Origin of the sequence: Streptomyces sp. NPDC052687 (assembly GCF_040678395.1) — a bacterium.
Taxonomy (GTDB): Bacteria; Actinomycetota; Actinomycetes; order Streptomycetales; family Streptomycetaceae; genus Streptomyces.
This window is the reverse complement of record NZ_JBFATR010000026.1, coordinates 41,020-66,569: the sequence shown is the minus strand read 5'-3', so window position 1 is coordinate 66,569 and position 25,550 is coordinate 41,020. Positions and strand designations below refer to the sequence as shown.

The following is a 25,550-nucleotide window of genomic DNA, read 5'->3' as shown; positions in this document are numbered from 1 at the left end:
GCACGGGGGCGGCGGGTCCCGGCACGGGGGTGAGAGCCATGAGCGACGGTACGGCGGCCCCGGCACCGCACGAGATCGCGCTGCTGCGCGGCGGCCCGCGCGCCGCCGTCACCGTCGCTCTGGTGGCGCTCCCTCCGCGGCGCCTGGCGGGACCCGGCCGGCCCGGCACCGTCCGCGCGGTGCCGCGGGACGCCGCGACCGCCGAACTCACCTCCCCCTTCGAGGACTTGCTCTACGGCGCCCTGCTGGACCGCCCGCTGCGCCCGCGGTGGATCGTGCGCCACCCGGACGTACGGCCGGCCGTCGCCCTGGTCCGTGTCCCGCTCGCCGAGGCCGGCCTGCTGCGGTGGCCGTTCCCCGGCCCCACGCGGGCCGCCCGGCGCGAGGTGGCGGCCCTGCGGGCCCGGCACCGGCTGCCGGTACGGCGCCACGGCCTCACCGACCACGACAAGCTGCCGGCCGTCGCCCTGCACGGCGAGGCCGCCCGGAAGGCCCTCGTGCCACGGTTCGCCCACCGGACGGGGCTGCTGCCCCGGGTCGAGGTGACGGACGTGGGACGGCGGCGGCTCCGACTGACCGGCGCGGGCCGGCGGGCGTGTGGGGGTGCGGGCATGCCGGAGGGCGGCCCACCCCCCGGATGAGCCGCCCTTGCCGCGTGGGTCCTGTGCCGCGCGGGTCCTACACCTTCAGCGTCTTGATCGACGTCGGGGCGTGCCCGGGTTCGGTCGCGATCTCCTCGAACTCGACGACGTTGCCGATGTCGTTGGTCGTGGACATCGAGATGTTGGTGACCCGCTCCAGGATCGCCTCGACGACGACCGGCACCCGGTACTCGGCGGCCAGCTTCTTCGCCTGCTCCAGGGCGGCGCCGAGTTCGTTCGGGTCGGTCACCCGGATCGCCTTGCAGCCCAGGCCCTCGGCGACCTTGACGTGGTCGACGCCGTACACGCCCAGCTCGGGCGAGTTGATGTTCTCGAACTCCAGCTTGACCTGGAAGTCGATGTCGAAGGCCCGCTGCGCTTGACGGATCAGGCCGAGGTAGGAGTTGTTGACCAGGACGTGGACGTACGGGATCTTGTGCTGCGCGCCGACCGCCAGTTCCTCGATCATGAACTGGAAGTCGTAGTCGCCGGAGAGGGCGACGACCTGGGCCTCCGGGTCGGCCTTGGCGACGCCGAGCGCGGCCGGGACGGTCCAGCCGAGCGGGCCGGCCTGGCCGCAGTTGATCCAGTGGCGGGGCCGGTAGACGTGCAGCATCTGCGCGCCGGCGATCTGCGAGAGGCCGATGGTGGAGACGTACCGGGTCTCCGGGCCGAAGGCCTTGTTCATCTCCTCGTAGACGCGCTGCGGCTTGATCGGGATGTCGTCGAAGTGGGTGCGGCGCAGCAGGGTCGCCTTCTTCTCCTGCGCGGACGCGGCCCAGGCGGAGCGGTCGGGCAGCCCGCCCTCGGTCTTCAGCTCCTTGGCGACCTCGACGAACAGTTCCAGGGCGGCCTTCGCGTCGGAGGCGATGCCGTAGTCCGGGGCGAAGATCTTGCCGATCTGGGTGGGCTCGATGTCGACGTGCACGAACGTGCGGCCGGCGGTGTAGACGTCGAGCTTGCCGGTGTGGCGGTTGGCCCAGCGGTTGCCGATGCCGAGGACGAAGTCGGACTCCAGGAAGGTCGCGTTGCCGTAGCGGTGCGAGGTCTGCAGGCCCACCATGCCGGCGTTCAGCTCGTGGTCGTCGGGGAGGACGCCCCAGCCCATCAGGGTGGGCACGACCGGGGTGCCGGTCAGTTCGGCGAACTCGACGAGCAGGTCGGCCGCGTCGGCGTTGATGACACCGCCGCCGGCGACGATCAGCGGGCGCTCGGCGGCGTTGAGCATGCCGATCGCCTTCTCGATCTGGGCGCGGGACGCGGCGGGCTTGTACACCGGCAGCGGCTCGTAGGTGTCGACGTCGAACTCGATCTCGGTGAGCTGGACGTCGATCGGCAGGTCGATGAGGACCGGGCCGGGGCGGCCGGAGCGCATCAGGTGGAAGGCCTGCTGGAAGACGCCGGGGACCTGCGCGGCCTCCAGGACGGTCACCGCCATCTTGGTGACCGGCTTGGCGATCGAGGCGATGTCGACGGCCTGGAAGTCCTCCTTGTGGATCACCGCGGTCGGGGCCTGGCCGGTGATGCACAGGATCGGGACGGAGTCACCGATCGCCGAGTACAGGCCGGTGATCATGTCGGTGCCGGCCGGGCCCGACGTGCCGATGCACACGCCGATGTTGCCGGGGTGCGTACGGGTGTAGCCCTCCGCCATGTGGGAGGCGCCCTCGACATGGCGGGCGAGGGTGTGCGTGATGCCACCGGAGGCCTTGAGTGCCGCGTAGAAGGGGTTGATCGCCGCGCCGGGCACACCGAACGCGTCGGTGACACCCTCGCGCTTGAGGATCTCGACTGCCGCGCGGGCAGCGGTCATACGAGCCATGGGAACTCCTGCTTCGGCTGTCGGATACGCACTCCCGTCGCGCCCCCGCGGTGAGCACCTTCCGGATGTCCGGTCGCTGTGTTTCGCGTTTCCGCGCTTCGCGTCTTCCGTATTGCGGAAACTAACTTCTACTATCTGGAAGCAATGTAGGGGGGTGGGCGAAAACCGTCAAGAGACGTCCCGACCGACGGACAGGCGGGGGCCCGCCGGAGCACGATGGGGGGCATGTCCGAAAGCGTGTCGGTGCGCTGCCCGGTCTGCCGGCGCGCCCATCTGTTCGCCGCGCAGCACTATCCGTGCGCGTGCGGGGCGCCCGTCGCGCCGCCGCTCGACCCGGGCGCCCCGGCCGCGCCCGTCACCCAGCGCTCCTGGGACGAGGAGTGGGTGACCGTGCGCTGCGCCGTCTGCGACCGCCCCGCCCAGTGGCCGCGTCCCGAGCTGGGCTGCCCCTGCGGCACGGTGCTGCGCATACCGGTGGCGGGCGTCGACGACGCCGCGCCCGCGTCGCCCGCGGAGCCGGCGCGCCCCGCCTTCCAGCCGGTCACCATCCGCACCGCCCGCGACGCGGTCACCGCCGCCGCCCTTTACCTGCGCTGGCTCGGGCACCGGGACGTGCGCCGCGCGGAGCTGCGCGCGCCGTCCGGTGTCGCGCTCGCCGCGTCCGGCCTGCTGGCCCAGGTGGACCCCACGGTGCGCCCGGCGGAGCCCCGGGACGTGGAGTGCCTGTGGCTGGCCGCGATGACGGAGTCGGCGACCTGCGTCTACTTCACCCTCGCCGGCTACACCGACGAGGCGCGCGCCCGCGCCGACTCCTTGGGGGTGCCGCTGTTCGTGCTCGATCTGACGGGCACCCCGCAGCCGGTCAACGACCACGCCGACGCGCTCACCGCCTGAAGCCCCCGGCCCGCGGGAGCGAGCGCACACACGACGGCGCCGGCCCCCGCGGGTGCGGGAGCCGGCGCCGCCGTTACCGGATGGTGCGCAGTGTCGCCGGTCGTGCGGGCGTTACGGGTTGACGCAGGTGACCGAGCCGACCGGCAGGTTGTTCCCGGTCGAGGTGGCGGTGAAGCCGAAGGTCACCGTGCCGTCCGGCGGGATGGTGCGGTTGTGGTCGACGTTCCTGACCGTCACCGTGCCGTCCGAGCCGGTGCTCAGCGCGCCGTTCCAGACCTGGGTGATCTTGGTTCCGGCGCCCGGCTCCCAGCGCACGGCCCAGCCGTCACGCGCGGTGGTGTTGTGGTTCATCACCTCGACGGACCCCTGGAAGCCGCCGCCCCAGTAGTTCGTCACCTTGTAGAGGGCCATGCAGCCGCTGTGCGGGTCGGTCGGGGTGGGCGTCGGGGTCGGGGTCGGCGTCGGCGTGGGGGTCGGCGTCGGGGTCGGGGTGCTGCCCGAGCCGCGGATGCCGGTCACCTCGCCGTTGCCGCCGTCGAAGACGATGTCGGAGCAGGAGAAGAAGTTCTCCTGGCTGTCCGAACGCACCCACTGGATGAACATGATCGCGTCACCGGAGCGGCCCGAGGGCAGCTTCAGGTCCCAGTAGTAGTGACCGGACTCGCTGCCCACCGAACCCGACTGCGGCGGGTTGGTGACCGTCTGGATCAGCTCCAGGTCGCTCCAGCCCAGCGGCTTGGTGGGCGAGTAGCCGGGCTTGGAGACGTACACCCGGAAGCTGCCCGGGTGGTGCGCCCAGTTGCTGTGCTTGATGCGGATCGTCGCCCCGGAGGTCAGGTGCGTCCGGGGCCAGTCCGCGCGGGCGGCGTTGTAGCCGGTGAAGTTGTACGGGGAACGGTCACCGGCGCTGCAGATCTTGCCGTCCGGGACGTATCCCGCGCCGCGTCCGCCCGCGTTGGAGTCGAGCACCGCGAACCAGTTGTACAGCGCGGTCGCGCCGCTCTCGGCGAGCGCGGCCTTGCACGCGGGGTTCGTCGGGTCGAGCGCGCCGGTGCCGGTCTTGGCGTCCAGGTAGCAGAGGTAGGTCCGCGATCCGGGCATCATCGTCACACCGTGCGCCTGCGCGCTGCCCTGGCCGATCAATGCCAGGCCGAGCCCGCTGAGCAGGGTGGCCAGCACCGCCAGTAAGGACAGTGGTCGTCTCTTGCTTGTCGCCATCGTGTCTCCTGTGATGGTGGTGGGGTTGTGTGGGTCTCCTCGGGGGTTCGGGGCCGGTCAGGAGGCCGGCGGGGTGCCCCACGCCAGGGCGCCGCTCAGGTAGGCGGGGATCTTCGGCGCGTCGGCGTAGGAGGTGGCGGTCGTACGGCTGTAGTCGCCGGCCTCGTCGAACGCGGACCAGTCGGACTTGGCCAGGCGCAGCTGGAGGTCGCCGGTGTCCTTGCCGGCGGCGAGGGTGCCGCTCTTGAAGCCGACCTCCAGGTAGGCGTCCGCGCCCGCGACCGGGGTGCTCAGCGGCACCACCCGCAGCGAGAGGTTGGAGCAGCCGACGGCCGCGTAGTCGCAGAAGGCGTTCACGGTGGACGAGCCGCCGTCACGGGTGAAGTAGTAGCGGGCGGTGACCTTGGTCAGGTCCACGGAGGCGCTGCCGGTGTTGGCGATCCGCAGGCCGGGCCGGATGCCGTTGTCGGTGGCCGAGGCGTCGTTGTTCTTGTAGGTGACCTTGAGGCCGCCGGCCGGGTCGGGTCCGCCGCCGCCCGCCTCGGTGGTGACGCTCAGCGCGGTCGAGGCCGCGGAGACGTTGCCGGCGGCGTCCCGGGCGCGCACGGTGTAGCTGTACGCCGTGGCGGCGCTCAGCCCGGTGTCGGTGAACGTGGTCCCGGTGACCGGGGACGCGCTGAGCCTGGTGCCGTCGCGGTAGACGTCGTAGCCGGTGACGCCCACGTTGTCGGTGGCCGCCGTCCAGGCCAGGGAGACGCTGGACGCGGTCTTGGCGGTGGCCCGCAGGTTGGTCGGGGCGGTCGGGGCGGTGGTGTCGACCGGGTCGGGTCCACCGCCGCCGTCGGTGGGCACGGCCGGGTAGGCGTTGCGTACGAGCATCGAGAACTGGTCGTGGAACCAGTGGCCGGCGAGCGGTGCGTCCGGCATCGCGCCGGTCGGGTTGCCGCCCGCGTTGGGCGCCGTGTAGTCCGGGTTGCACATCGGGTCCGGACGCTTGCCCTCGTCGTTCGGGATGTCCTTGCTGGCCCCGTCCGACTCCCCCGGCGGCTTGATCCACAGGAACGCGTCGAGGTGCGAGTCCGGGTAGCCGGCGGGCGAGGCCTGCGGGGGCTGGCCGAGTCCCGCGCCGTTCACGTTGCACCACAGGCCGCGGTGGGCGCGGCGGTCCACCTTGGACTGGCTGACGTAGGTGTCGAGGACCGTGCTGGTGGACTCGGCGGTCGGCCGGCCGGCGCCGCCCCAGCCGTTGCGGGAGGTGTCGACGACCATGCCGGTGGAGGCGGGCCAGCCCTGGGAGACCAGCGCGGCGTGCACCGCCTTGGTGAAGTCCGACTCGTCGAAGTTCGGGTTCCACTCGTAGTACTTGCCGGACCGGATCTGGTTGCCGCCGACCGTCTTGTTCGGGTCGGGCAGGAACGGCTCGGTGAGCGGCGTGTAGTTGGAGACGTTGGTGATCAGCCCGTCCACGCTGCGCAGGCCGTCCGTGGTTCCCTTGACGACGTCCGTGTACAGCTGGGTGGTCTGGGAGAGGTTGGTGTCCCAGCCGAGCCAGCCCGAGTGGGCGAAGTCCATGTAGGTGTACACGTTCGGGATGGCGTGCAGCTTGTTCAGGGCGTACCGGATGGCGTCGACCTGGATGCCGCTGCTCTTGGCCTGGGCGCACTCGGGGTCGGAGAGGTTGGTGACCAGGTTGGGCAGACCGTCCGGCTCGATGACCGTGGTGATGCGGATGTCCTGGTACTTCGGGTCGGCGAAGACCTTGGCGATCTCGTCGATGTACTCGCTCTTGTAGCGCGCCAGCCCCGCGGCGGTGAGGGGAAGTTCACCGTTGGAGGCGAGCGCGGCGCAGTCGCGGCCCGGCAGGTCGTACACGACGAAGGTGGCGACGAGCGGCTGGCCGGGCTTCTTCTGCGCGAGCGCCAGGTCGAGGTGGTCGGCGAGGCTCTTGCGGCCCGCGTTGGCGTCGCCGCCGTGGATGGCGGCGATCCGGTCCAGCCAGACGGCCGTCGGATAGCTCTTGACCTTCTCCATCTTGGCCTTGAGCGTGGCGTCGGTGGTCTTGGCGATGGACCCGTCGACGAGGCGGGCGTAGTCCGGGTTGACGTAGAACGAGGCGCCGGCGAACGGGTTGTCGACGTGTGCCTCGGCGGCGGACGCCTGGGGCGCGGAGATCTGGGCCGCGGCCCCCAGCAGCAGGGTGCTCAGCGCGGTGGCCAGCGCCGCCGCCCGCTTGCGGTGCGGTCGGCGCGGGCGGTCGCCCCTGCGCCTGGTCCGGTCTGTCATGTGCTCTCCTCGAATGCGGGGGTGCGGGCGACGGTGTGGGGACGTCCGCGGGATCGGCCGGTGGGGAGAACCGTGGGTCCGGTTCAGGCGGGTGTGCAGCGCGGGACGGGGGTGCCCGCGGTGCCGCTCGCCGTGTAGCCGAACGAGGTGGTGGCGCCGGCGGCGAGGGTGCCGTTGGAGCCGGTGTTGCGGACCGTGATCCGGCCGTTCGCGACCGTGTGCGTGCCGTTCCAGAGGCTGCTGACGGTGGCGCCGGCCAGGTCCCAGTCGACCGTCCAGCCCGTGATCGGGCCGGTGCCGGTGTTCTTGACGGTGACCTCCGCCTGGTGGCCGCCGGGCCAGGAGTTGACCAGCTTGTGGGTGGCGGTGCAGGCCTTGGCCGGGGTCGGGTCGGGGTCGGGCTCCGGATCGGGGTCGGGGTTCGTGCCGTAGGTCAGGCCGTGCCCGTAGGGGAAGAGCGGGCTCTTGCCGTCGCCGTCGTTGATGGGCTGCTGGGAGGCGCTGCGCATCCAGGTCATGGGCAGCTTGCCGGTGGGCGCGTGGTCGCCGAAGAGCACGTCCGCCACGCCGCCGCCCTCGGTGCCGGGCAGCCAGGCCGCCAGCAGGGCCTTCCAGTCGGGCAGTTGGGCCGCGATGTCCAGCGGGCGGCCGGAGACCAGCACCACCACGACGGGCACCCCGCTCGCCTTCAGCCGGGCCAGGGTCTGCAGGTCCTCCTGGTCGAGGCCCATGCCGTCGGGCCGGTCGCCGCGCATCTCCGCGTACGGGGTCTCCCCGACGACGGCCACGGCGGCCGTGTAGCTGCCGTCGATGCCGTTGCCGTAGCGGTCGTAGGTGACCCTGGACGGGTCGGTGACCGCGGAGCGGATGCCCTGCAGGACGGTGGTGCCCTCGGTGACGGGGCCGCTGCGGCCCTGCCAGCCCAGGGTCCAGCCGCCGCTCTGGTTGCCGATGTCGTCGGCGGACTTCCCGGCGACGAACAGCTTGCCCGTCTTCGGCAGCGGCAGGATGTCGCCGTCGTTCTTCAGCAGCGTCTGCGAGGCGCGCACCGCTTGCCGGGCGAGGGTGCGGTGGGCGGCCGAGCCGACCGTGGAGGTGTACGAGCGGTCGGTCAACGGACGCTCGAACAGGCCAAGTTGGAACTTCTTGGTCAGGATGCGCCGGTTGGCGTCGTCGATCCGGGCCTGGGGGATCCGGCCCGCGGTGACCTCGCCGCGCAGCAGGCTCAGGAACTTCTTGTAGTCGTGCGGGACCATCACCATGTCGACGCCCGCGTTGACGGCGGTGGCGATCTCGGCGCCGGTGAACCCGCTCTGCCCGTCGAGCTGGTCGACGGCGGCCCAGTCGGAGACGACGAAGCCGGTGAAGCCCAGCTCGCCCTTGAGGACGTCGGTGACCAGGTACTTGTGGGCGTGCGAGCGCACCCCGTTCCAGCTGCTGTAGGAGAGCATCACCGAGCCCACGCCGCGCTTGACCGCCTCCTTGAACGGCGGCAGGTGGATCGCGCGCAGCTCGGCCTCGGTGAGCTGGGTGTTGCCCTGGTCGACGCCGCCGGTGGTGCCGCCGTCGCCGAGGTAGTGCTTGGCGGTGGCGAGCACGGAGGCCGGGTCGCCGCCCAGGGTGGTGCCCTGGAGACCGGTGATGAACGACGTCATGGCGGTGGGCAGTTCGGGTGTCTCGCCGAACGACTCGTAGGTGCGGCCCCAGCGGTCGTTGCGGGCCACGCACAGACAGGGCGCGAACGACCAGTCGATGCCGGTGCCGGCCACCTCCTCGGCGACCGCCCGCCCGATCCGCTGCACGAGCGCGGGATCGCGGGTGGCGCCGAGGCCGATGTTGTGCGGGAAGATCGTGGCGCCCCGCACCGCGTTGTGGCCGTGCACCGCGTCGATGCCGTAGATCATCGGGATGGACAGCGGCGTGGTCAGGGCGGTGCGCTGGAGGGAGTCGTAGGTGTCGGCCCAGGTCTGCGCGTTGTTGGGGCTGACCGTGGAGTCGCCGCCGGAGAGCACCGAGCCGATGCGGTAGGTGGCGAGGTCGGACTGCGGGACGAGGGCGTCCTTCTCGATCTGGGTCATCTGGCCGAGCTTGTCGTCCAGCGTCATTCGGCCCAGCAGGTCGTCCACCCGCTGTGGCACGGGCAGCGACGGGTCCTGGTACGGCAGGGCGGCGGCGGAGCCGGCGTCCCGCTCGGGCGGGGCGGCGGCGGTCAGCCCGGTCACGGCGAGTGCGGCGGCGCACAGCGCGGCGACGAGGGCGGGGCGGCGCGCGAGGCGGCCGGGGCGCGCCGGGCCGGCGGAGCGGGAAGGGGGTGCGGGCGGGTGCGGGGTCATGACGGGGCTGGCCTTTCCGGGTGCGGGCCGGAGGGGCGGGGTGGAACGCTCCGGGGTCCGCCCTGTCGGCGCAGGGCGGAGCCCGGAGCGGGTCGGTGTGCCGCCGGTCAGGCGACGGAACAGGTGGCGCCGTTCAGGGTGAAGGCGGACGGCTCGGCGAAGGTACCGCTGTAGGTGCCCTGGAACCCGAAGGTCTGGCTGGCACCCGCCGCGAGCCGCGCGTTGTGCGCGACGGGGGTCGCCGTCACGGCGCCCGTCGACCCGGACAGGGTCGCGTTCCAGGCGCTGGTGACCCGCTGGCCCGACGGCAGTGTGAAGCCCAGCTTCCAGTTGTCGACGGCGGTGGTGCCGGTGTTCTTCACGGTCACGTTGGCGGTGAAGCCGCCCTGCCAGACGTTGGTGTCGTACGCCACCTGGCAGCTCGCCGCCGGGTCGCCCGGGTCACCGGGGCCGCCGCCGCCGCCGAGATTCACGGCGGAGGAGAAGGAGTTCACCGCGAGCCCGGCGCCGTTCTGCCACGGCTCGAACCCGGCCTGAACGCTCGTCAGGTACCAGTTGTTCTGCGCCAGGCCCCGGGCGACGGCCTGGTCGACGAAGTCCATGACGTCGAAGCTCCAGCTGCTGATCGCGGACGGCGCGACGAAGGAGATCACGTCGTTGGACCCGTTGCTGCCGGTCCACACCTCCCAGCTGCGCCCGCCGACGGTGGCGGTGGCGACGCGGGAGCCGATCGGCTGGATCGATCCGACCCGGTTGAACCAGATCATGATCTCGGTCCGGTTGACGCCGTCGGTGCGGGGCGTCGGGTCCAGCCAGATGTCGTACGAGGCGTTGTAGACGGCGTTGGAGACGTAGCCGTACGAGATGCTGCTCGGCGCGCTGGAGATGGAGCTGATCTGCGCGGGGAGGTTGGTCCCCGGCGAACAGTTCGTGTAGTGGCAGCCGTTGAAGATCGACGGGTACGACTTGGGGGCGCCGTTGGTCGGCACCGAACCGTCGGCCTGGGTGAGCCGGAAGCCGGTGTCGGTCGCGGTGACGCACTGGGTGGCGCTGGTGCCCCAGCGGTTGTTCTGGACGACGTAGCGGCCCTGGATCACGGTCGAGCCGTACTGCTCGCAGATCAGCGTGTCCGCCTGGGCGGGCGCGCTGCCGGCGAGCAGGGCCGCGAGGGTGGTCAGAGCGGTGAGGAGCGCGCCGAACAGGGCGCGGGCGGTGCGGAGGCGGAGCGGTGACGATCGCATGCGGGGCCTTCCTCCGAGGGAACCGGATGACGACAGGGGTGCTGTGCGGGTTCGGGTGTCGGGAGCGCTCCCATCTCCCCACTGATGGGAGCGCTCCCACCCCACCGGTTTCGGTCGCGACTGTAGGAGTCAGCCCATGTCCCTGACAACCCTGTGAACACGAATCCGTCGAATGGATTTCGAAGTCGCAGGTCAGCGGGGTGGGTCCGGCTCACCCGATCAACGGGTAAGCCGGACAAGGGAATTGGGAGCGCTCCCGAAAAGTTGCGGGAGCGGTCGGGACATCAGCCGTCGCAGGTACGGCCGTTGAGCGTGAACCCGGTGGGCGTGCCCGCCGGTGCCCCGCTCGCCTGGAAGCCGAAGCTCGCCGTACCGCCCGCGGGCAGGGCGGCGTTGTGCCCGGCGTTGGAGGCGGTGACGTCGGCTCCGGACTGGGTGAGCGTGGCGTTCCAGGCGTTGGTGACCTTCTCGGCGCCCTTGAAGGAGAAGCCGAGCTTCCAGCCGTTCACGGCCGTCGTCCCGGTGTTGCGCACCCGCACCTCGGCGGTGAATCCGCCGTTCCAGGAGGAGCCGACGGTGTACGTGACGGCGCAGCCTTCGGCGGGCGTGGGAGTGGGGGTCGGGGTGGGCGTGGGAGTCGGGGTCGGCGTGGGGGTGGGGGTCGGGGTCGGTTCCGGATCGGGGGTGCTTCCGTCCGAGGCCGGCGGGGTGCCCCACTGCCGCTGGGCGCCCTCCAGCAGGACGATGTTCGGGGCGTCCACCGGGGTGCTGCCCGGGGTGGTGGCGATCCGCTGGTACGACCAGTCGTTGCCGGGGCTCCAGGCGCCGGAGGAACTGATCCGGAACTGCACCTCCTTGCGGTACGCGGACTGGCCGGCCGGGGCGATGACGGTGCCGGAGCAGTCCACCGTGACGTAGTAGACGTCGCCCGCGTGGCGGGTGGGCCCGGAGGCCGGTCCGCACTGGTTGTAGTTGGTGGTGACGCTGATCTGGCTCGGCTGGACGCCCGGCTCCAGGGTGAAGTAGTAGCGCACGGAGCTGTCGGTGAGCGCGCGGGCGGGCCAGGCGGACTTGTTGACGAGATAGGCCTTGATCTCGGTGAAGTTGGCGCCGGAGGCGTTCACGGAGGCCTGCACGGACATCTCCGGGCCGTCGGGCGTCTCGGGCTTGGGGAAGTCGCTCAGCGGGGCGCCGCCGTACTCGGCGTGGAGACGGGCGAGCGCCCCGGTGAAGGCGGCGTTGTAGTCGGTGGCCACCTCGTTGTTGACGTAGTTCTGCCGGTCGTCGGTGTAGGCGTCGTCGGCCGCGCTGGGCCCGCCGACGAGGGCGCCGTACAGCACGTGCCGGCTGTCGGCGGGATGGGTGATCTGGTCGGACCAGGACCCGTGCGCCGTACGGTGATGGGGCTTGGTCGGCGGATTGGCCCCGAACCCGACGACGTAACTGGCCTTGCGCGGATTGTCACCGAGGGCGTAGTCGATCTGCCGGACGGCGAAGTCGTGGTAGCGGGCCTTGCGGGTGGGGTCGCCGGTGAGCCAGTCGGAGTAGACGAGCGCGGCGAACGCGGTGTTGGCGGCGTAGCGCAGGGAGCCCCAGCTGTCGAGGACGGCCTGCCCGCCGGGCGAGTAGCGCACCCGGCTGCCGTTCACGCCGACGGTCCACCAGTCCAGCCAGCGGTTGGCGTCGTCGATGTACTTCTGCTTGCCGGTGAGCTGGGCGAGCAGGACGTAGGCGCCGTAGGAGCTGTCGTCCCAGGAGAGGGTCCAGCGGTAGGAGCGGGTGGAGGTCTGGGGTTCGGTGGAGAGGTTGTCGTAGTAGCTCTCGGCCTTGGCGAGGTAGGCGGGATCGCCGGTGGCCTTGTACAGCCAGATCGCTCCCCACACCAGCTCGTCGCGGTACCCGCTCCAGGAGTTGTAGTAGCTCTGGGCGTCGGTGATGCAGTCGCTGTACTTGCCGCGGTAGGTGTCGGCGAAGGAGTAGAGCTGCTTGGCGTGGGTGAGCAGTTTGTCGGCGTAGGCGGCGTCGCTGTCCTTGAAGACCATCGAGGAGGCCGCCATGGCGGCGGCGGTCTGCCCGGCGAGGTCGGAGCCCGGGCAGGAGGCGTCGACCTTGAACGCGGGCCGCTCCATGGGCATCACCTCGGCGGGCCCCCACCAGGCGTGGTCCTTGCCGCCGTGCCCGACCTGCCCGTAGAGCACGTTGGGCGAGGGGTGGGCCTTGACGAAGTAGTCGTTGACGAACCGGAGGTTGTTCTTCAGATGGCCCCACTGGCCGGCATCGGTGTAGGCGGCGCGCTCCTCCAGGCCGCCCCACGCGAGCACGGTCGCCGAATACGCCATCGGCAGGCCGAACTTCACGTGGTCCCCGGCGTCGTACCACCCGCCGGTCAGATCGAGGCCGACGTCCTTGCCGTCGCCCAGCGCGGAGTCACCGCGCCAGCCGACCCGGTTCCAGTCCGGGATCTTTCCGGACTGCTGGGCCTCGTAGAACAGCAGGGACTTCTGCAGGGCCTCGCCGTAGTTGAACGCGGGCGCGGCGGCGGAGGGGCCGGCGGCGGCGAGCGGCAGCAGCAGCCCGGCGGTGAGGGCGGCGGCGAGGGCGAGGGGGGTGGCGGGGCCGGTGGTGGAGGTGGTGCCGGTGGCGCCGGTGGCTCGGCTGGTGGCGCTGGCTCCGGTGGTGCCGGTGGCGTCCTTGGTGCCGCTGGTGGTGCCGGGGCCGGTGGTGGCGGGGCCGGTGGTGCCGGGGCGTCTGCGGCGGCCGAACAGGGTGAGTGGGTGCGGGCGCAACGGATCGTCCTTTCCGTACGGGGGTGCGCGGGAGGATGGATCTGGGTCGTGCCGTACCGGGGAAGCGGCCCTCGGGGCGTCGCGCGAGGGCTGCGCGAGGCGTGGTGGAAGCCCGGCGCCGGCTCGCGTCCGCGGGGAGGCGAGGCGGGAACAGACGCCGGGAGCCCATGACCTTGGGAGCGCTCCCACGTGCTGGCCATGAAGCCAGCAGGGGGGAGCGGTGTCAAGAGAAGGGGACGGATGGGAGCGCAACGCCTCCGCGGCGGGCCCGAGTTGGTGACCGGGGAGGTGTGGGCCGTCAATGGGCGAGGATGGGCTCATGGCAGGGGACGAGAGCGAGATCGCGCTGAGCAAGCGAGACCTTCGTGAGGTCACCGCGTTCGCTGCGGCGTGCGCCGAAGTGGTGCTGGAGGTGTTCGAGGCCGATCGGCCCGACGACTCGCGGCCTCGGGACGCCGTCGGTGCCGCGTGGGAGTTCGCCCGTGGCGGTGAACGGGGGAAGGCTCTGCGCGACACGGCGTGGGCGGCCCTCAGGGCAGCCAAGAGTGCGGACACCGCGGCCGCCCGCGAGGCGGCTCGGGCAGCGATGTCCGCGGCGGGCGCCGCCTACCTGCATCCGCTGGCCAAGGCCACCCAGGTCAAGCACATTCTCGGAGCCGGCGCCCACGCGGCCGCAGCAGCCGAACTGGTCGCCGGCCACGATCCGGACGTCGCCGCCGAGCACGTCGGGCGAGCGGTGCGTCGTGCGACACCGGTCGTCGTGGAGGTGCTCAAACGCTTCCCGGCGGCACCAGGGGGCGGCGGGCGGGTCGGTGAATTGATGCGCATGCTGGACGCCGAGCTTCGTTCACTCGACCTCCCTGAATGACTTTCAGCGGCCCTGCGCATCCGGTTCGACGCTCCCGCCCGGCCGGTGCCCACCGTCATGGACGGCGAGCGCGCGACGCGGTGCCCTCAGCCAGCACGCCTTGCGCGCACCGGCGGAGTCGGCCGGTGGGTCTGGGTCGCGCCGTACAGGGAAGCGGCCGAGGCGTCGCACGAGGCGTGGTGGAAGCCGGTACAGCGTCGTAAACCCTGGCGGTACGTTCGGCCCGCGCTGCACCGCTGGTTGGAGCAACAATCGATGAGACCCGGGACACACGAAGGCCGCCGTCATCGCCCTGCTCGCGGGCGCCTGCGCGGCGTCGGCGCCCTCACCCGCAGGGACGGGCGCAGGAGGCCGCCGACGGGGAGGGTGACCGCTCCGCGCTCTCCGGTGCGGCAGCCCGCTCACGCTGAGGCCCTCGAACTGCCGACGCCGACGCGGCCGTTCCGGACGGTCGTGCGGTCCGGACGAGCACGCGCGGGACGGCGTCGAACCGGCGCCGTCCCGACGGACCCCAACCTCGTCAATGTCACGCTCGTCATTACCTCGTGAGGGTGAGCGAACTTTCGGTCGCAAGCCGACGACAGGTTCGCCTCATGTCCGGAGGCGGCGCATGGCCGCAAGTGGGCAAACACTCCCTTTCCAGACGATCACGTGATCCGACATCCCGCCGTTCGTCCCCGATTGTCCGCTGTCGGCGTCACCATCAAAGCCGGCGGACTGGATGAACGGTGAAGGGGTGATCATGAGCACTGCCCAGGCGGGAGCCACAGGGGGCGAGCACGTCGATCGTCAGCTCAGCACGATCGCGGGGACCGGGGTCGCGGGCCAGCCCAAAGGGGAGAAAGAGCGAGCTGTCGCAGCCCCGTTGAACGGGCCGTACGGGGTCGTGGTGGGCCGCGACGGAACCATCTACATCTCCGAGTACGCCGGCCATCGGGTCAGGAAGATCACGACTGACGGCAGCATCAGCCTGGTCGCGGGGACGGGGGTCGCGGGACGCGGGGCAGAGGGTGTGCCCGCCGTCTCGGCCCCGCTGAACTACCCGCGCGGAATGGCCGTGGACAGCGCGGGCGACCTCTACATCGCCGATGCCGGCAACAACCGCATCCGGAAGATCACGATGGCCGACGGAAAGATCCATACGTTCGCCGGCACAGGCGCCGCGACCTACGGCGGCGACGGTCTCTCCCCCACCGCCGCCCACCTGAACCACCCGTTCGACGTGGCGGTCGACGACGCGGACAACGTCTACATCGCCGACTACAACAATCACCGGGTCCGGAAGGTCGTGAAGGCCGACGGGAAGATCAGCACGGTGGCCGGCACGGGTGCCGCCGGCTCGGCCGCCGAGGGCGCCACGGCCACCGCCGCCCCGCTGAAGCACCCGAGCGCGGTGGTGGTGGACAGTGCGGGCAACCTCTACATCGCCGAGTACGCCAACCACCGGGTCCGGAAGGTCACGAAGGCCGACGGGAAGATCAGCACGGCGGCCGGCACGGGTGCCGCGGCCTACGTCAGTGACGGCGTCCAGGCGACTACGGCCCCGTTGAACTGCCCGATGGGGATGGCGCTGGACAGCACCGGCACCCTCTACATCTCCGACCTCGGCAACCACCGGGTCCGGAAGGTCGCGGCCGATGGGACGATCACCACGGTCGTCGGCTCGGGCACCGGGAAGATCGACAGTGACGGCCCCTCCGCTTCGCCCCACTCGCCGCACGGGCTCGCCGTGGACTGCGTCGACAACCTCTATGTCGCCGACTACGCCAACCACCGGGTCCGGAAGGTCGGCTCGGAGAAGATGGCCAAGCTGCCCGATACGGGCACGGTGGTCTCCTGGGCGAATGTCCGCAGCAGGTTGCGGATGGGGGTCGTGCGTGAGTCCGTCAAGGACGGAGCGGAGGTCCACCAGACCATCGCCGCCCCCAGGGAGCACCAGCGGTGGCGGCTGATCGCGGCGGGCTACGACGACGGCGGCGTCCTGTACCGGATCGAGAACGTGCGCAGCGGCAAGGTCCTGGAGGTCGTCGGGGCGCAGGAGGCGGACGGGGCGGTGGTCGCGCAGCGCGCCTACGAGGGCGCTGACGCACACCACCAGCAGTGGCGACTGACCCCGGTGGCTCCGGCGTCCGATTCTCCGCCGGTGTACACGATCGTGAACCGCAACAGCGGTCTGCTCCTGGGGGTCGACACCAACGCCCGCGCGGTGATCAAGCAGTACGGGGCGGAGAGCGACCTTCCGGAACGGCAGTGGCATCTGCTCCCGGTGTGACACACGAGGGGGCGGGGGCGTGTTCACCCCTGCCCCCTCGTGTTCCGGGTGCTACTGGGAACCGGACGGGTTCTCGGTGGTCGTCTGGGTTTCCCCCAGCTTCTGCGGGGTCTCGGTGGTCGCCTGAGGCGCCCTGGGGGGCTCTGCGGCCTTGGGGGCCTCCGGGGCCTTGGGGGGCTTGCTGTACGCGTCCCTGTCCGGGTCCGCCTGTAGTTTCTCGCTCCTCCGCAGGCCGTGCTCCTCCCCCTGCTGTTTCACCTTCTCGTTCGCCTTCCCCATGCCGTCGGATGCCGCGTCGGAGACCGAGCCGGCATGCGGGGACTCGGACTGCGTACGGGCCGACGCCTGCGTGGTCCGGATGAAGGAGCCGAGGAAGCCCAGGATGACCCGCGCCTCGGGTGACTGCTCCTGCACCACTTTCGCCCGGGAGGAAGCCCCATGGATCGCGTCAGTGAACAGGCTCGTGCTCTTGTCGTCGTACGCGCCCTCCTCGGCGTCCTCGAAATCGACATCCGCGTCCGGCGGCGGCCCGGCGGTGCCGCCCCTCACCGAGAAGAGCCCCGCGCTGTTCTGTGCGAAACCGAAAATGTTGTCGAACACCATGGTCGTCACTCCCGGTCGTCGTGGCGGTGGCACCGCCCGGTCAAGGCCCCTTGTAGAGGGCTCGCTGGCTGAAGGTCAGGCTCTCGGCTTCGAACATCGTGTGGTGGACGTCCAGGGCGGAGACGATCTCCATGCGCCCCTTCATGCGGTATCCGCCGCCGGCCAGGCCGATGCCGGCGATGTCCCGGGCGACCACCTGGGCGAGGCCGGGGAAGGTGCCTGGCTGCGGGGGAGACAGGACCGGAACCGGCACGGCGTACTGCACCGCCAGGTAGCCGGCGAAGGTCACCGGGATCTCGTACTCGTAGTGCCTGTGGGCACGCCGCTGCGTGGCGATGGTCTCCACGCGGGAGTCCTTCGGGACCTTGCCGGAGATCTGCGATTTCGAGGTCCAGCTGGTCGTCAGGGACCCGCCGACGGTGGCCGCGAGGCCCAGGGCCAGCTGCGCGTTGAGCGAGGCGTTGCCGGTGGCGCTGCCCTGGGTCGTGAACGCCACCGAGTCCGTCACGGAGTTCGACGTGGAGTTCCCCGCGGAGTTCGTCGTGGCGGTTTCGGTGGCGTTGGCGTTGTCGACCCCGACGCTGTCCTTGCTGTTCTTGTTGGTGACCGTGTTGGCGTTCTTGTTCGCCATGTCGTTGCGCAACTGGGTCCCGAACTGCGCCTGGAGGTCCATCTTGAGCTGGTTCTGCAGTTGCAGTTGCAGCTGCGCGCCGATACTCCCTCCGAAGGTGAGCTTGGCATCCCCGTGAAGCGACCACGTCACCCCGTTCGACACGGTGAATTCGACGGAGTCCGTGAAGGTCATCTCGTCCGTCGGACTGCGGTTGACGTAGGCGCGAGAGGAGAACGTGTCGGGCGGGGGCGGAGTGATGTCGCCCCGCTCCTCGATCAGCGGCTCCCCGAGGTTCATATAGGCGAGCCAGCCCAGATCGAACGCGGAGCCCGGGAAGGCGTTTGAGGATTTCGCCTTGTTGATGGAGACGCCGACGGGCTTGTGCCGCACGCCGTTGTTGTCGGTGTGGACCAGGTTGGGGTGGTTCAGAATGGCCTGCAGGTCGATGCTCAGCTCCCGCAGGTTCGTCTTCGTCAGTGGATGGCGCTTGAACCGTTCCAGGTTGTACGCGGTGGAAGGCATTCCCCGTCCTCGGCTGATCTGTCCGAAACGCGCTTGACGGAAGGCAAAACAGGCAGCTGTGCGCTTCCCGAAATTCCACGCTAACAGGGGCACCATTTCACGGGAAGACGCCGTCGCGCATCACCCTCAATCGGGTGAACCGGATTCGCGACCAGTTCCCAACTGGCGTTCCAAATAGGTAAGTTGCGTGCTGTCGATCGCTCGATCGGCGTTTCCCGAATACCTTCGTCGTTCATGTTGCGGCTGTTACTGGTGCCGCTGTCGAGCGGTATTCGATTCGGCCACCCTGGCAATGCGTAGCCCTTTCACTCCGGCGCGATCAAGGAATGCGGTAATACCGCGATCGATTACCGCACTGAGCGGCCGGCGCATTGTTCTCCAGTTCAGGAAGAGGTGAGGTTTCCGCGATGTACACCCAAGAACGCACGACGATGTCGAACCTGGTGGTCGGCGGTCCGGTGGCGGTGAACAGCTACGACAACGCGATCGTGGCCGCACTCGTCGAGAACCGTCCCGTCATGCTCGTCCACGCCTTCAACGGCGGTTTCCTGCGGCCCGTCGAGCTGACGGAGAGCAGCCACGACAAGGGCGTCCAGCTGTCCACCAAGCTCGACCCGGTCAAGGAGAAGCAGGGCCACCTCTGGTACATCACCCCCGCCGGCTTCTTCGGGCAGCGGCCGCTGTACTTCATCGAGAGCGCCGCGGGCCAGGTCACGCCCAAGCCCGCCACCGCTGGGCAGGCCGACGCGGGGCGCGGTGACGACGGCGAGCCCAAGCCGCAGCGCCGACGCATCACCGTCCACCAGAACGCTCCCCAGAGCACGGCCGACACCGTCCAGGTGGGCCTGCCCGACAAGGTCGGCGACCTGTGGCGCGGGAAGAACGGCGCGCCCGAGGACACCCAGCTGTGGGTCGTCACGGTGACGCCGTGGGGCGGGATCACCTTCGTGCCCATCACCCACCCCGACGCCATCCTCGGGTTCAAGGACCACGCGGTGGCGGCCGACAGCGAGGTGCGGGTGACCTACAACTGGGGCGGGGACTTCACCGGGACGGTCATCAACACGTTCTACCCGCGGCTGCCCAACGAGTGGAGCGTCCCCTACCACCACGTCTTCACGTGACCCGCGGCCACCGTCTCCGCGCCACATCCGTCCCGAGCCAACGCCCGCGTCGCCCGGAAGAGGCTGCACGATGCCCGTCCCCACACAAGAACTGAAGCTGGAGATCGTCAACGCCGCCACAGGGAAGACCCTCGGTGCCAGGTCCACGCCGGGCACGGACGGCGCGCTCGTCGTCCGTGACGTCCCCACGGGCGGCCCGAGCCCGCAACAGTGGCAGCTCACCCCCGTACCGGCCGCGCAAGGCGGGCCGGCGCAGAACGGCCAGGCGTATGTCATCGGCAACGTGGTGAGCGGCAAGGTCCTCGACAACCCCGCCGCCGCCGACCGCGGTGTCCGCCAGTGGGACGCCACCGCAGGCAAGAAGACCCAGCAGTGGTACGTCGTCCCCGTGGAGGACGAAGCGGGCCTCTACTTCATCGAGTACGCCGCCGACGGCGCCGTTCTCGACCTCGCCGACCCCGATGCGGACGAGCCTCGCATCGTCCTGCGCGAGTACGACGAGAGCGCGGCAAACCAGCGCTGGCGATTCGTCCCGGCCGAGCCCGAACGCGTCAGCGACCCCGTACTGCGCTGGGCACCACTGAGCCACTGGAACAGCCGCCGGTCCTGGCGGCTGGCCCGCTCGGCCGCGCTGCGGCCGGCGCCCGGCTCCACACCCTCCTTCAGCGACATGCTGCTGGTCCTCAAGGGATTCGGGAGCGACCAGGACGCCGGCGCGTGGAGGAGCGTCGGAACGCACCGCGCTCCCGGCGGGCAGCCGGGCTGGTGGGCCGGGCTCGGCGACCGGCTCCTCGCCGACACCACGGGAGCGGGCCGCGCGGACATCGTGGGGCTCAAACCCGCGAAGGGTGCCGTGACGGCCGTCAGCCAAGGCGACGGCACCTTCGACGACGACGAGCGCGTCCTGCACCCGCCCACACCGTCCCCGAGCCCCAAGGACCTGTGGACCCTCGCGGACACGACGGGCAACGGCAGGCCCGACGCCGTCGTACTCGCCGCCGACGGCGTCCGCGTGTTGCGGCAGGACGAGAGCGGCAGGTTCGCACCCGCGAGTGGCGAGCCCGTCCTCAAGGCGTTCGGTCACGGCCCGCAGGCGGGCGGGTGGCTCGCCGACCGGCACCCCCGCTTCCTCGCCGACACCACCGGCAACGGCAGACTCGACATCGTCGGCTTCCACGACGACGGCGTGTGGATCTCGCTGCAGGACGAGGACGGGAAGTTCACATCCCTCGCAGCCGAACCGGTCCTCAAGGCGTTCGGTCACGGCCCGCAGGCCGGCGAGTGGCTCGCCGACCGGCACCCCCGCTTCCTCGCCGACACCACCGGCAACGGCAGACTCGACATCGTCGGCTTCCACGACGACGGCGTCTGGGTGTCACTCCAGGACGAGGACGGCGCGTTCGCCGAACCCCTCTGGGTCCTCGAAGACTTCGGGACCGGCCAGGGGTGGAGCGATGCCGAGGAGTCCCCCCGGTGCCTGGTCCGGACCACCGACGGCGGGCCGCTGGACATCGTCGGGTTCGGCCCGCAGGGCGTCACCCTCGCACGCGGCCTCGGCGACGGCACCTTCGAGCCCTCCCGGCTCGTCCTGAACGACTTCGGAACGGCCCAGGGATGGACCGGCAGGAAGCACCTGCGCCTTCTCGCCGACGTCACCGGCGACGGCCTCCCCGACGTCGTCGGCTTCGGCGACGAAGGGGTCTGGGTGTCGCGCAATCGTGGTGACGGCCGGTTCGAGCAGGCTCAGCTGGTGTGCCGCGGCTTCGGCCACAACGACGACGCGGGCGCCTGGCGGGTCGAACACCACCCCCGCTTCCTCGCCGACATCACCGGCGACGGACGTGTCGACATCGTCGGCTTCGGCGGCCCCGGCGTCTACGTCGCCCGCAACCTCTTCCGCCGCTTCAGGACCCGATAACTCCCGGAGCACTGCCCCAGCCCGGCACGGCGAACGGCCATCGCGTGCCGGAGTCCGTCACCTCCACCCGACGTGCGGCCGGCCCGCCTCGGCCCTGGCCGGCCACACGTCGCACCGCACGCCGCCCCACGAGGAACGGCTGCCGCACCGCCAACGGCCAGAGCGCATACGGGACTCTGGCGATCAAGCAGGAAGGAGGAACATGACGGTTCTTCGACACCGGGAATGTCCTGGGGCCCGGTGACCTCGCTCGGCGGGCAGCTGACGGGTGATCCGGCGGTAGCGCCCTCCTCGGACGGCCGGCTGGAGGTGTTCTGTTCATCCGGAGCCGCGCGAACCACGCGCTGTCGAACCGTCACCAGCTGTTGCCGGGCGGCTGGTCCGAGGGGGAGGACCCGGGCGCCGGCACGTGGCACCGACTGGAGCGCCTGGGGGCAGATCGCGGACCACACCGGTGGTGAGCCCGTCGTCGAAGCCGACGGACACGGACGCCTGAACGTGTTCTTCCACGGCACGGACCACGCCGTCTGGCACACCGCCCAGACGTTCCGCGGGCCAGGAGCGGGATACGCCATCTCCCCCTGACGCCCGCCCCGCCGCCTACGGCAGGTATCGAAAGTGGATTTCTGTGATGCGCTTGCCTTGCGTGAGAAGTGAATTGTCTCGGCGTGGCCGCGCTGGCAGGATCGGTGATCTCTCCGCGTCGGAGGACGCGGACCAGGACGGAGAGGTCAGCGATGTCCATAGCCCCAGCTACGAACACACGCACTGTGGTTGAGGAGCTGCTGCGCAGAATCGGCGAGGGCGACCCCGAGCGCATCGCCGAGCTGTATGCCGAGCAGGGCGATTGGAAGCTCGACTGGCCGGAGGCCGAGCACGGCCGTAGTGCCACGCCGTGGATCCGTCACCGGTCCACCCGGGCCGACGCGGCCGCCCACTATCGCGAGCTTGCCGAGTACCACGTGCCGGAAGCGGTGGCGACTGAGGTCGAGCGCATCCTTGTCGACGGAAGCGACGCAGTCGTGCTCGGCGAGATCCGTCAGACCGCCCGGCCCACCGGACGTGCGTACCGGGCGCGGTTCGCTCTGCATCTCACCGTCGAAGACGGCCTTGTCACCCGGCACCACGTCTACGAGGACAGCCTGGCCGTCGCCCAGGCATTCGAGGCGAAGATGTGAAGGGCCACCGGGCCAATCGCGAACATGCTGCTCACAGCCACCCGTTGATGGCCGCGACGAGGACGGTCGCCTCGTAGCGGACCGCGAGCTTGTCGTACCTCGTGGCCACGGCTCGGTCCTTTCGAGGCGGTTGATGCCGCACTCGACCGCGTGCCGAGCCTTGTAGTCCTGCGGGTCGACCTTCGGCGGCCGGCCGCAGGTCGTATACCCGGCCCCACGGCCCGTACTCGGCGGGCAGGTCCCGCCATGGGATAGCGGTGCGGACCCGGAACCGTATGCCGTCGATCAGCCGCCGCCTGGCCCACGTCGGCGGCCGGCCAGGCTTCTTGCCCTTCGGCAACAGCGTTTCCCGCACCGCCCACTTCGCGTCCGTCAGGTCTCCACGTCATGGGGCCGCTTCACGCCCCGACCTCGCCGCGGGTCAGCTCTCCTGCTCGCGCCTGCGACTCGTGATGGCCCAGACGTTGAAGGCAGTCATGACTGCTCCAGCGATCGCGATGACGATGTACCCCGTCCCTCCGTAGAGGAAGGCACCCACCATCGCCAGGAGAGTGAGGGGCAGGGAGAAGACCACCCCGACCACTCCCGCAGGACGGACGGCTGCGGTCCATCGCCCGCTCACGGCCTCTTCCTCCTGTTGGCCCGGCGGCGAGCCGGCGTCACGGCAATCACCAGTCACCCTCTCCTTACGCACGGTTCGAGTCGGGCGGCTCCGCGATCCGCCCTGCGTCAACGTGCACGAACACCTCTCCCGTCGGCCGGCACGCCGTGGGCGGAAGCACCTACTGGACGAGGCTACCTACGGCATCCGCCATAGCAGGATGCCCTTGTCGTCGGTCTCCTGCTCGAACCATCGGGGCACGAACACAGGCGAGGGAAGCGGCCGGCACGGGCTCCCCCACCGCCGTCGAGCGAGGTGAGGGAGCACCGTTCCAGCCCCTCGTCTACACCCTCGACCTCCTGATCCCCATCGGCGGCCTGGGGCAGCGCACCGCCTGGTACTGGACGGACGACGGCCTTCAGTGGCTGGCCTACCTGCTGATCGCCTTCGGGTGGTTGCTGACGACCGCCGTCGTGGCGGGGGTCACCCGCACCCTCCAGAAGAACTAGGAGAACCAGCCGAGGTCCCCGTCAGGTCCCCTCCCGCTCCACCGGCAGCCACAGCTCCCCCTCCGCCTCGCTCCCGTCCGGGGACAGGCGGGTGCGGAGGATCTCGGGGCCGGGGCGGGTGCGGTACGGGTTGGAGGGGAACCACTCGGTGTACACGTCGCGCCACAGTTCCTGGATGGCCTGCGGGGCCGGGCCGGAGGTGGTGAAGACGGCCCAGGTGCCGGCGGGGACGGCGAGGGTCGTGGTGCCCTCGGGGGCGGCCTCGGGGGCCGTTCCCGACGTGATCACGCCCTGGTAGTAGTCGAGTTCGGTGCCTTCGGCGCGGCTCGGGTCCAGGTCGTCGCAGACCGCGACGATGCCCCGCGGTTCCTGGTCCGACAGTTTCTCCAGGTGGTCCAGGACCGGCCGGTCGATGCCGCGGACGAAGTCGATGATGGCCTGGTTCGGGCCGTGGTGCACCAAGGGCACCCGGGTCTTGAGGCCGACGACGGTGAAGGCCGTACGGTCGACGACGCGATAACGCATGCTGCTGCTCCCTTCGACGGTGAGGCGGAAGGTCAGCCGGGGCTGGGAGACGAGCGCGGCGCCGGTGCGGCGGGCCTCGCCCGGACCGATGCCGTGCACGGCCCGGAACGCCCGCGCGAACGCCTCGCCCGAGCCGTAGCCGTACCGCACCGCGATCTCCAGCAGCGGCTCGCGCCCCGCGAGCACCTCCGCGCCCGCGACGGTCAGCCGGCGGCGCCGGACGTACTCGGACAGCGGCATGCCCGCGAGTGCGGAGAACATCCGGCGCAGGTGGTACTCCGAGGTGGCCGCGATCCGCGCCAGCACCGCCGCGTCGATCGGCTCGTCGAGGTGGTCCTCGATGTGCTCCATGGCCTGGTTCAGCCGCTCCAGCACGCCGGTCTCCTCGTTCCTGGGCCGCGTCGCCCGGCCTTCCTTCCTTGTGGTCACCACGCTAGGCAGCGGGGGCATGCCCGCACCCGACATCCTGTGCCCGATGAAGTCGGGTGCCGGCGGGGGCACTGCTCAGCGCGCCGCCGCGGGCCGCCTCACGCCGACTCCCGCACGACGAGCTGCGTCCGCAGGATGACGTGGCGCCACGCCACCTCCGGCTCGTCCATCTCCTCCAGCAGCAGCCGGACCATGGTGTGGCCGATCTCCTCCATCGGCTGGCGGACCGTGGTCAGCGGCGGGTCGGTGTGCTGGGCGAGCTGGAAGTCGTCGAAGCCGACGACCGCGACGTCGTCGGGCACCCGGCGGCCCGCCGCGCGCAGCGCGGTCAGCGCTCCGGCGGCCATGGTGTCGGAGGCGGCGAGGACCGCGTCGACGCCGGGGTGCCGCTTGAGGAGTTCGGTCATCGCCCGGCGTCCGCTCGCCTCCGTGAAGTCGCCCTCGGCGATCCAGGACGCGTCGGTGGCCAGCCCGGCGTCGGCGAGGGCCTGCCGGTAGCCGCGCAGCCGGCACTGGGCGACGTACATGTCGAGCGGGCCGGTGATGGCCGCGACGGAGCGGCGGCCGGTGCGCAGCAGGTGGGTCACCGCCTCCCGCGCGCCGCCGACGTTGTCCGCGTCGACGTAGGTGATCTGCTCGTCGCCGGAGCGGCGGCCCAGCAGCACGGTGGGCAGGCCCGCGTCGGCGAGCATGTCCGGCAGCCGGTCCTCGGCGCGGACGGACATCAGCAGTACGCCGTCGACCCGGCCGCCGCGCGCGTACTCGACGAACCGCTGCCGTTCGGCGTCCGTCCGCACCAGGGTGAGCAGCAGTTGCACCGAGGTGTCGGTGAGCGCGTCCCCGACGGCGCGGACGGTCTCCGAGAAGAACGGCTCGCCGAACAGCCGCCAGTCGTGCTTCGTCATCACCAGCGCCACCGCGTCGGCGCGCCGCCCGGCCAGGGACCGCGCCGCCAGGTTGGGCACATAGCCGAGTTCGGCGATGGCCTGCTGCACCACGCGGCGCGTGGACTCCTTGACGCCGGCCTCGTTGTTGATGACACGGGAGACCGTGCCGCGCCCGACACCGGCGAGCGCGGCCACCTGCTCGAGCGTGGGCGTCGTCACGGGTCGCCGTCTGACCATTGTCACCCCCCAGGGCATCCGATCTTACGGGGCGCCCGGACGCCCT

The 25,550-nt window shown here is 71.0% G+C and carries 18 protein-coding genes and 1 pseudogene; 8 read left to right on the top strand and 11 right to left on the bottom strand.

Translation table 11 applies throughout. The features are described 5' to 3' along the window. Positions 1 to 38 precede the first annotated feature (38 nt). Positions 39 to 641 carry a TIGR04222 domain-containing membrane protein gene (locus tag AB0K92_RS21120; protein WP_365924975.1) on the top strand — a complete coding sequence of 201 codons (603 nt, stop codon included), beginning with the start codon at positions 39 to 41 and terminating at the stop codon, positions 639 to 641. A gap of 37 nt (positions 642 to 678) precedes the next feature. On the opposite strand, the gene gcl is transcribed toward AB0K92_RS21120, so the two are convergent. Further along, the gene (gcl, locus tag AB0K92_RS21115; RefSeq protein WP_365924973.1) at positions 679 to 2,463 is read right to left on the bottom strand and encodes a glyoxylate carboligase; all 1,785 of its coding nucleotides are present in this window, start codon (positions 2,461 to 2,463) and stop codon (positions 679 to 681) included. Positions 2,464 to 2,679: 216 nt separating this feature from the next. Here gcl and AB0K92_RS21110 point away from each other — a divergent pair, with 216 nt between their 5' ends. After that, on the top strand, positions 2,680 to 3,357 hold the full coding sequence (locus AB0K92_RS21110) for a hypothetical protein (protein WP_365924971.1): 678 nt from the start codon (positions 2,680 to 2,682) through the stop codon (positions 3,355 to 3,357). A 111-nt stretch (positions 3,358 to 3,468) separates the two neighbouring features. On the opposite strand, the gene AB0K92_RS21105 is transcribed toward AB0K92_RS21110, so the two are convergent. The 5 genes from AB0K92_RS21105 to AB0K92_RS21085 all read right to left on the bottom strand — a co-directional run bounded on the left by AB0K92_RS21105 (position 3,469) and on the right by AB0K92_RS21085 (position 13,218). Next, the gene (locus AB0K92_RS21105; protein WP_365924968.1) at positions 3,469 to 4,575 is read right to left on the bottom strand and encodes a lytic polysaccharide monooxygenase; all 1,107 of its coding nucleotides are present in this window, start codon (positions 4,573 to 4,575) and stop codon (positions 3,469 to 3,471) included. Positions 4,576 to 4,632: 57 nt separating this feature from the next. After that, positions 4,633 to 6,858 (bottom strand): glycoside hydrolase family 6 protein, encoded by a 2,226-nt coding sequence (locus AB0K92_RS21100; protein ID WP_365924966.1) that lies wholly within the window; start codon positions 6,856 to 6,858, stop codon positions 4,633 to 4,635. A gap of 83 nt (positions 6,859 to 6,941) precedes the next feature. After that, positions 6,942 to 9,191 (bottom strand): glycoside hydrolase family 3 N-terminal domain-containing protein, encoded by a 2,250-nt coding sequence (locus tag AB0K92_RS21095; RefSeq protein ID WP_365924964.1) that lies wholly within the window; start codon positions 9,189 to 9,191, stop codon positions 6,942 to 6,944. 107 nt (positions 9,192 to 9,298) lie between these two features. Further along, entirely contained in the window at positions 9,299 to 10,432 is a 1,134-nt protein-coding gene (locus AB0K92_RS21090; protein ID WP_365924961.1) for a cellulose binding domain-containing protein, read from the bottom strand. Between the two features lie 284 nt (positions 10,433 to 10,716). Continuing rightward, on the bottom strand, positions 10,717 to 13,218 hold the full coding sequence (locus tag AB0K92_RS21085; RefSeq protein WP_365924959.1) for a glycoside hydrolase family 9 protein: 2,502 nt from the start codon (positions 13,216 to 13,218) through the stop codon (positions 10,717 to 10,719). A gap of 319 nt (positions 13,219 to 13,537) precedes the next feature. Between AB0K92_RS21085 and AB0K92_RS21080 the strand changes: the two genes are divergently transcribed. Then, positions 13,538 to 14,086: a putative immunity protein gene (locus tag AB0K92_RS21080; RefSeq protein ID WP_365924957.1), complete on the top strand. Its 549-nt coding sequence runs from the start codon at positions 13,538 to 13,540 to the stop codon at positions 14,084 to 14,086. A gap of 742 nt (positions 14,087 to 14,828) precedes the next feature. Beyond that, on the top strand, positions 14,829 to 16,358 hold the full coding sequence (locus tag AB0K92_RS21075) for an RICIN domain-containing protein (protein WP_365924956.1): 1,530 nt from the start codon (positions 14,829 to 14,831) through the stop codon (positions 16,356 to 16,358). Positions 16,359 to 16,409: 51 nt separating this feature from the next. Here AB0K92_RS21075 and AB0K92_RS21070 read toward each other — a convergent pair whose 3' ends face one another. Continuing rightward, positions 16,410 to 16,961: a hypothetical protein gene (locus tag AB0K92_RS21070; RefSeq protein WP_365924954.1), complete on the bottom strand. Its 552-nt coding sequence runs from the start codon at positions 16,959 to 16,961 to the stop codon at positions 16,410 to 16,412. A gap of 40 nt (positions 16,962 to 17,001) precedes the next feature. Beyond that, positions 17,002 to 18,096 carry a hypothetical protein gene (locus tag AB0K92_RS21065; protein WP_365924952.1) on the bottom strand — a complete coding sequence of 365 codons (1,095 nt, stop codon included), beginning with the start codon at positions 18,094 to 18,096 and terminating at the stop codon, positions 17,002 to 17,004. Between the two features lie 407 nt (positions 18,097 to 18,503). Between AB0K92_RS21065 and AB0K92_RS21060 the strand changes: the two genes are divergently transcribed. The 3 genes from AB0K92_RS21060 to AB0K92_RS21050 all read left to right on the top strand — a co-directional run bounded on the left by AB0K92_RS21060 (position 18,504) and on the right by AB0K92_RS21050 (position 22,316). Beyond that, positions 18,504 to 19,220 carry a hypothetical protein gene (locus AB0K92_RS21060; protein WP_365924950.1) on the top strand — a complete coding sequence of 239 codons (717 nt, stop codon included), beginning with the start codon at positions 18,504 to 18,506 and terminating at the stop codon, positions 19,218 to 19,220. Positions 19,221 to 19,290: 70 nt separating this feature from the next. After that, positions 19,291 to 21,138 (top strand): FG-GAP-like repeat-containing protein, encoded by a 1,848-nt coding sequence (locus AB0K92_RS21055; protein ID WP_365924948.1) that lies wholly within the window; start codon positions 19,291 to 19,293, stop codon positions 21,136 to 21,138. A 737-nt stretch (positions 21,139 to 21,875) separates the two neighbouring features. Next, positions 21,876 to 22,316 carry a nuclear transport factor 2 family protein gene (locus AB0K92_RS21050; RefSeq protein ID WP_365924946.1) on the top strand — a complete coding sequence of 147 codons (441 nt, stop codon included), beginning with the start codon at positions 21,876 to 21,878 and terminating at the stop codon, positions 22,314 to 22,316. A gap of 31 nt (positions 22,317 to 22,347) precedes the next feature. Here AB0K92_RS21050 and AB0K92_RS21045 read toward each other — a convergent pair whose 3' ends face one another. Then, positions 22,348 to 22,692 carry a transposase gene (locus AB0K92_RS21045; protein ID WP_365925040.1) on the bottom strand — a complete coding sequence of 115 codons (345 nt, stop codon included), beginning with the start codon at positions 22,690 to 22,692 and terminating at the stop codon, positions 22,348 to 22,350. Between the two features lie 530 nt (positions 22,693 to 23,222). Between AB0K92_RS21045 and AB0K92_RS21040 the strand changes: the two are divergent. After that, positions 23,223 to 23,426, top strand: a pseudogene (locus tag AB0K92_RS21040) (oxidoreductase); the annotation flags it as partial. Positions 23,427 to 23,447: 21 nt separating this feature from the next. On the opposite strand, the gene AB0K92_RS21035 reads toward AB0K92_RS21040, so the two are convergent. Next, entirely contained in the window at positions 23,448 to 24,326 is an 879-nt protein-coding gene (locus tag AB0K92_RS21035) for an AraC family transcriptional regulator (RefSeq protein ID WP_365925038.1), read from the bottom strand. 152 nt (positions 24,327 to 24,478) lie between these two features. Then, positions 24,479 to 25,504, bottom strand: coding sequence for a LacI family DNA-binding transcriptional regulator (locus AB0K92_RS21030; RefSeq protein WP_166003014.1), 1,026 nt, complete (start codon positions 25,502 to 25,504; stop codon positions 24,479 to 24,481). Between the last annotated feature and the right edge of the window lie 46 nt (positions 25,505 to 25,550).

Coding starts and splice junctions, on each gene's coding strand:
- AB0K92_RS21120 (WP_365924975.1), top strand. CDS start 39: ATGAGCGACGGTACGGCGGCCCCGGCACCGCACGAGATCGCGCTGCTG.
- gcl (WP_365924973.1), bottom strand. CDS start 2,463: ATGGCTCGTATGACCGCTGCCCGCGCGGCAGTCGAGATCCTCAAGCGC.
- AB0K92_RS21110 (WP_365924971.1), top strand. CDS start 2,680: ATGGGGGGCATGTCCGAAAGCGTGTCGGTGCGCTGCCCGGTCTGCCGG.
- AB0K92_RS21105 (WP_365924968.1), bottom strand. CDS start 4,575: ATGGCGACAAGCAAGAGACGACCACTGTCCTTACTGGCGGTGCTGGCC.
- AB0K92_RS21100 (WP_365924966.1), bottom strand. CDS start 6,858: ATGACAGACCGGACCAGGCGCAGGGGCGACCGCCCGCGCCGACCGCAC.
- AB0K92_RS21095 (WP_365924964.1), bottom strand. CDS start 9,191: ATGACCCCGCACCCGCCCGCACCCCCTTCCCGCTCCGCCGGCCCGGCG.
- AB0K92_RS21090 (WP_365924961.1), bottom strand. CDS start 10,432: ATGCGATCGTCACCGCTCCGCCTCCGCACCGCCCGCGCCCTGTTCGGC.
- AB0K92_RS21080 (WP_365924957.1), top strand. CDS start 13,538: ATGGCAGGGGACGAGAGCGAGATCGCGCTGAGCAAGCGAGACCTTCGT.
- AB0K92_RS21075 (WP_365924956.1), top strand. CDS start 14,829: ATGAGCACTGCCCAGGCGGGAGCCACAGGGGGCGAGCACGTCGATCGT.
- AB0K92_RS21070 (WP_365924954.1), bottom strand. CDS start 16,961: ATGGTGTTCGACAACATTTTCGGTTTCGCACAGAACAGCGCGGGGCTC.
- AB0K92_RS21065 (WP_365924952.1), bottom strand. CDS start 18,096: ATGCCTTCCACCGCGTACAACCTGGAACGGTTCAAGCGCCATCCACTG.
- AB0K92_RS21060 (WP_365924950.1), top strand. CDS start 18,504: ATGTACACCCAAGAACGCACGACGATGTCGAACCTGGTGGTCGGCGGT.
- AB0K92_RS21055 (WP_365924948.1), top strand. CDS start 19,291: ATGCCCGTCCCCACACAAGAACTGAAGCTGGAGATCGTCAACGCCGCC.
- AB0K92_RS21050 (WP_365924946.1), top strand. CDS start 21,876: ATGTCCATAGCCCCAGCTACGAACACACGCACTGTGGTTGAGGAGCTG.
- AB0K92_RS21030 (WP_166003014.1), bottom strand. CDS start 25,504: ATGGTCAGACGGCGACCCGTGACGACGCCCACGCTCGAGCAGGTGGCC.